This is a genomic window from Bacillus sp. P4_D3 (assembly GCF_056401855.1).
Genome location: NZ_JBFUIN010000310.1, coordinates 1 through 3,836 on the forward strand (window position 1 = coordinate 1; position 3,836 = coordinate 3,836).

A 3,836-nucleotide genomic window follows, 5' to 3' on the forward strand; every position below is an offset into this window, starting at 1 on the left:
GAGTAGGATTACGAATTTGGAGAGTGGTGGGGTTAAGGGTACGGGTGATATTGGAACACCGCCTCGATACGGGGAAAGAAGAATCTCAAAGGAATTATATGATGAATTAAGAGATGGAACGCCTACTGCAAAGCTACGGGAAAAAGTTAATGAGGGCATTGAGGATAAAATAGGAACGCCTGACCCTGCTTTACCTGGTAAGTATATTACAGATAGACTTCAAGCTGATCATATTGTATCAATGAAAAATATAGCTAAGATGGAAAATTTTGATAAACTAACAAAAGAACAACAACTTAAGGTTTTAAATAATGAAGAGAATTTTTTAGGATTAAGTGAAGCAGCCAATAAATCTAAGGGGTCTAAATCTTATTCTGATTGGACAATTTATAAGAAAGAAAAAATTGAAGTTGATCCTAAGTTTAGAGAAGAGATGATAAAGAAGGAAAAAGAATTAGAAATGAAATTACAAAAACAAATTGATGATTTTGTTGAAAGGAAATAAAAAAGGATATAGATAAATAAAGGAGATGACATAGCATTATGGAACAAAAACTTGGGTTTTTAAGAAAATATAAAAGAAATGCACAACTTATATCATGCCATGAGATTAATAAACTTGATTGTGAGAAAATACCAAATTCATGGTATGAATTGTTTCAAGAAGAAAACGTAGACAAGAGAGTTGAGAGTATTTTATCGATATGGAAAGAGCAAGTAGGAGTGGAAATAAGAAACACTATTTCTTATTTGTCTAGGCACCTTGAAGAAGTAGAGCTTATGGACATAAATGGTAGATATTCAATTTTATACACTATTAAAACAGATAATGGTGAAATTCTATATTATGAGGGGGGAAATCCCAAAGATGAGTTTAATAATGAAGCATTAGAAAAATCTTGGGATAAGATTCCTTCAACAATACGAAATTTTTATCGAACTGTTCATAATGGTTTCTATTTTTATGCGAGCCAATCTATGGGTTTAGTTCCTTTAGAAAATGTAACTTTTTTTGATGATGATGAATGGGGTATTATTGAGGAGTTAGAAGAGCCTTTACAAATTGATTTACAAACTACTTTTGGTTTCTTTAAAAGTGGTATGGGTGGTTATGTTGCAGTAGATTATAAGAATTCTAATAATGATAATGCGACTTTATGGTGGACGAATAAAGAGCCTAGATATAATATGAATTTTTGGGACATAGTTGATGAATGGATAGTAATTGGATTTGAAGTTTAGTTTAAAGGTTCTGTTGCAAAGTTTTTATATAAACAAAAAAATCCTCATTTAGTAGGTAGAGTTTATACAACTTTGAATAGGTTCTCTAATTCATTGTACGTCGAAAAAACTAAGTTTGGTTGTTGTAAACTTCGTTTTTATTTATATAGGGCATGAATAGTTTAGTTGCCTTTTAAGGTACGTAAAGCATGGCGAAGCCTTTGAAATCCTGCGGATTTGGAAAAACGTCACTTGATATGTCTATGATCCTGTTCGATGAGGTAATTCAAATGCTTGATTGTGCAATGGATGGTATGCTTATGACCTTGTTCTCTCAATTTATTGAATGAGCAAAGTAACGCGGGAGCCTTGTCTGTTGTGAGAACCGTTGCTTCTCCAAATGTTTTTACTAGTCTTTTCATAAAGGCATAAGCCGCTTGACGCTCTTGTTTTTTGTGGAGCTGAATATACAATGTATGTCCATCTTTATCAATCGCTCGATAGAAAAGAAGATGTTTTTATAAATTGAGTGATGAGCTTAGAAAGATTTTTAAAGAGAATGAGCAAGAACTTTGGTGCTTTTTTACACTATCTCTTGATAGCGATGGAAAGCTGAAGGTACATTATGATTATACCAATTGGTTCAATACTGATTATATCTTTAATGGCCAGTTAGTTATTTTGGAATATAAATATTTAGGAACAGAACTAGATAATAGTAAAAGTAAAGATTTAATTGCCAAGTATTTAGATGAGTATCCCAATAATGTGACTTGGTTAAATAGAGCAGGATATGAATACTCAGTTGACCAGATACAAAGAGGTAAGATTATAGAAAAAGACAGAAAAAGGAATAGGCTGTTAAAAAATAAGTACTCTATGATGGTTATACCATCATAGAGTACTACATGCAATGATAGAATAGAAAACGAAGTACGAGCTTAGGCGAGATGACATTTTACTGGGTGATGAATATAATCACATGGAAAATATATTAAACTAAGAACTCGTACAAGCTCGTCAATTTTAACTTAGTAGTTGTCATGGCATGAAAAAGGTGTCGTACTGTTAATACAAAACTTACAGATCTTATAAATCTTACAAATTTATGCTACTTAAAAACATATGAACTTAAAGCACTTGATTGTCGACTAAAGGCAACAAGTGTTTTTTAATAGATAGGTATGCTTTGAGTGTATAAAAATTATTTTTATGAATTAGGGCTAACAGAAATTACTAGTATTATATAATTGAAAATACATTAGTAAAAGGTTTGAATAATAGCTTTCTCCTTCATTAGAGGTGAAGAAGTATTACTTGATGGAAGCGTACGTAGATACGGTGGAACGAACTTCAGTGAAAGCGTAAAAGAAGCTCATGATGCCTCAAAGGCGAGTATTCAGAGTAGGATCTCGAATTTGGAGAGTGGTGGGGTTAAGGGTACGGGTAAAGGTACTCAAACTAAAAAAATTAAACCGACTAATGAAAGAACTGCAGAATATGAAGAAGCTATGACAAAAGCAGCTAGAGATTTACCTCCTTATAGTAGAAAACCTAATAAACCAAGAGATTTTGAAGAAAAAGTAGTAGATGATTCTACAGGAATTACTACTTATACATTTACATCTAAGAAAAATGGGGAAACTTATAAAGTTAAATATGATAAAGATGATTACCCAATTTTTAATTCAAAATATGAAACATCTTTATCAGAGTCATATCATATAGAGCCTGACTCAGTGCAGTTTAAATATCTCTCACAAAAATTATATGACGATATAATGAAAGATCCAAACTTAGCAAAACAATTCAGCCAAACAGATATTGAGCTATTCAAATTAGGTAAGAAGCCAAAATCAGTCACATGGCATCATCATCAAGAGACTGGTAAAATGCAACTTGTTGATTACTATGAACATCAGGTTGCGGGTCATACAGGTGGTAGAGATGACGGTAGAACAGGTAAACTGAAGAAAATTATTTTGGAGATGATAAAATGAGCCGAGTAACTTGGCTATTTACGGATGGAGCGATAGATGAGCAAGTAATTATTGCTGTGGAGAATTCATTTGGTGTCAGATTTCCAGATGATTACCGTGAATGCATTAAAAAAAATAACGGTGGTTATCCTGAGCCTAATATTTATGATATTAATGATGATGAGGGTGGAGCAGTCTTTGATTGTCTATTAAGTTTTACAAGCAAAGATGCAAATATAGAAGTTGTTTATGAATTAACTTCACTTCCGGAAGGTATTATTCCATTTGCAAGAGACCCATTTGGGGGACTGATTTGTTTTAATTACTGTGATACTAAAGATTCTCCGTCAGTAGTTTTCTATGATCAGGAATCAGTGAATGAGGAGAAAATTAAATTAATATGCGACTCTTTTTCTGAATTGATTGAGCAAAAAAAAATGAACAGGAAAGAAGGTTAATTGTATGAGGAATTTAGATTTTGAATATACTTTTACCTCTATTGGCATTGAAGATATCGAAGATTTCGAAAATAAGTATGGTATATTGTTCCCTGATGATTATAAACAATTTTTGCTGTCTAAAAATGGAGGGAAAACTGAGCAACGAAGATTTAAAACTAATGATACAACTAAGAAA

The 3,836-nt window shown here is 32.2% G+C and carries 6 protein-coding genes and 2 pseudogenes; 7 read left to right on the forward strand and 1 reads right to left on the reverse strand.

The features are described from left to right. Nucleotides 1-7: 7 nt before the first annotated feature. Nucleotides 8-505 (forward strand): hypothetical protein, encoded by a 498-nt coding sequence (locus AC1DTM_RS19990; protein WP_477000717.1) that lies wholly within the window; start codon nt 8-10, stop codon nt 503-505. 38 nt (nt 506-543) lie between these two features. After that, nucleotides 544-1,242: an SMI1/KNR4 family protein gene (locus AC1DTM_RS19995; RefSeq protein WP_002110815.1), complete on the forward strand. Its 699-nt coding sequence runs from the start codon at nt 544-546 to the stop codon at nt 1,240-1,242. Nucleotides 1,243-1,304: 62 nt separating this feature from the next. On the opposite strand, the pseudogene AC1DTM_RS20000 reads toward AC1DTM_RS19995, so the two are convergent. Then, a pseudogene (locus tag AC1DTM_RS20000) lies at nt 1,305-1,724 on the reverse strand (DDE-type integrase/transposase/recombinase); the annotation flags it as partial. Between the two features lie 22 nt (nt 1,725-1,746). Here AC1DTM_RS20000 and AC1DTM_RS20005 point away from each other — a divergent pair. The 5 genes and pseudogenes from AC1DTM_RS20005 to AC1DTM_RS20025 form a co-directional block, all read left to right on the forward strand. After that, a complete protein-coding gene (locus AC1DTM_RS20005; RefSeq protein WP_002110814.1) occupies nt 1,747-2,121 on the forward strand; it encodes an immunity protein YezG family protein in 375 nt (124 codons plus the stop codon). A gap of 395 nt (nt 2,122-2,516) precedes the next feature. Continuing rightward, a pseudogene (locus tag AC1DTM_RS20010) lies at nt 2,517-2,609 on the forward strand (DNA/RNA non-specific endonuclease); the annotation flags it as partial. A 123-nt stretch (nt 2,610-2,732) separates the two neighbouring features. After that, nucleotides 2,733-3,221 carry an HNH endonuclease gene (locus AC1DTM_RS20015; protein ID WP_033714099.1) on the forward strand — a complete coding sequence of 163 codons (489 nt, stop codon included), beginning with the start codon at nt 2,733-2,735 and terminating at the stop codon, nt 3,219-3,221. Next, nucleotides 3,218-3,658: an SMI1/KNR4 family protein gene (locus tag AC1DTM_RS20020; RefSeq protein ID WP_088099274.1), complete on the forward strand. Its 441-nt coding sequence runs from the start codon at nt 3,218-3,220 to the stop codon at nt 3,656-3,658. The genes AC1DTM_RS20015 and AC1DTM_RS20020 overlap by 4 nt, the downstream gene beginning before the upstream one ends. A gap of 4 nt (nt 3,659-3,662) precedes the next feature. Further along, on the forward strand, nt 3,663-3,836 hold a 174-nt coding region (locus AC1DTM_RS20025), incomplete at its 3' end, for an SMI1/KNR4 family protein (RefSeq protein ID WP_477000718.1).